Raw genomic sequence first — 804 nt, 5'->3', positions numbered from 1 at the left:
GCTTGACCTTGATCTAAAAGCTTGCGGAACATTTCAACGCCTGTAACCGTCGTCTTAGACGTTGGACGAATACCGATAATCTCGATTTCCTCTCCAACTTTAATAACACCACGCTCAACACGACCCGTAACAACGGTTCCACGACCCGAAATCGAAAACACATCCTCTATCGGCATCAAAAATGGTTGATCAACAGGACGTTCAGGGGTTGGAATATAATTATCAACTTCACTCATTAAAAGACGAACAGCATCTTCACCAATGCTTTTATCCTTATCCTCAAGAGCTGCCAACGCAGAACCCTTAACAATTGGTATATCATCGCCTGGGAAATCATATTTGGATAAAAGTTCCCGAACCTCAAGCTCTACAAGCTCCAAAAGTTCTGCATCATCAACCTGATCAACTTTATTAAGAAAAACAACAATTGCTGGAACACCAACCTGACGTGCAAGCAAAATATGCTCACGTGTCTGAGGCATTGGGCCATCAGCTGCTGAAACAACCAAAATAGCACCATCCATCTGTGCTGCCCCTGTGATCATGTTTTTCACATAATCAGCGTGTCCTGGACAATCAACGTGCGCATAGTGACGATTTTCCGTTTCATACTCAACGTGTGCTGTAGAAATAGTAATTCCACGTGCACGTTCCTCTGGCGCAGCGTCAATTTGGTCATAAGCTTTAAATTCACCAAAATATTTCGTAATCGCTGCTGTCAACGAGGTCTTCCCATGATCAACGTGACCAATCGTACCAATATTAACATGCGGTTTTGTTCGTTCAAACTTGCTCTTCGCCATT

General features: G+C 43.3%; 1 protein-coding gene. It reads right to left on the bottom strand.

Going from position 1 to position 804, the window contains the following annotated elements; translation table 11 throughout:
* On the bottom strand, positions 1-803 hold an 803-nt coding region (locus ACFIMA_RS09810; RefSeq protein ID WP_375693462.1), incomplete at its 3' end, for an elongation factor Tu.
* Position 804: the final 1 nt, after the last annotated feature.

It is taken from the genome of Bartonella sp. AP88HLJMH (assembly GCF_042195605.1).
In the GTDB taxonomy this organism is placed as follows: domain Bacteria; phylum Pseudomonadota; class Alphaproteobacteria; order Rhizobiales; family Rhizobiaceae; genus Bartonella.
The sequence above is the reverse complement of the archived record's forward strand: the minus strand, read 5'-3'. Positions and strand labels throughout refer to the sequence as shown.